The sequence below is a fragment of the Pseudoalteromonas sp. MMG012 genome, assembly GCF_018100875.1.
In the GTDB taxonomy this organism is placed as follows: domain Bacteria; phylum Pseudomonadota; class Gammaproteobacteria; order Enterobacterales; family Alteromonadaceae; genus Pseudoalteromonas; species Pseudoalteromonas aurantia.
Genome location: NZ_JAGJEF010000240.1, coordinates 1 through 409, shown reverse-complemented (window position 1 = coordinate 409; position 409 = coordinate 1). Strand labels below are relative to the sequence as shown.

The following is a 409-nucleotide window of genomic DNA, read 5'->3' as shown; positions in this document are numbered from 1 at the left end:
TAATACTGTGCCATCTGATTGCGATACACTTTGTACGCGGTTGCTGTTGCCATCGTAGGTATAGCGCGTTTCATATACTTTACCATCGGCAATGCTGTTATCGGCTGGAGTTAAATCAACTTTCACTGACGATAAACGCTTATTCGCATCATAGCCGTAGTACACACGCGTATTAGCACCGCTTTTTCCTGCTTGAGTGCTACCAGATTGGGTTTCTAACTGCGCTATCAGCCCTTGTGCATTGTAAATCAGCGCGGTTTTTTCTGTGCCCGTCGACGTTTTAGTTAAAATACTACTCGCACGCTCACCGGTATACTCAATGGTGGTTTGGTGACCTTGCGGCCCCTGCATGGCAGTTAAACGCCCCGCTGCGTCATAGTGCTCTTTGGTATTAGTACCATCAATTTTG

1 protein-coding gene is annotated in these 409 nt (G+C 46.7%); it reads right to left on the bottom strand.

All coding sequences use genetic code 11. The annotated features are described in order from the left end of the window. The coding region (locus J8L97_RS23240) for a hypothetical protein (RefSeq protein WP_211053092.1) at positions 1 to 409 on the bottom strand (409 nt) is incomplete at both ends.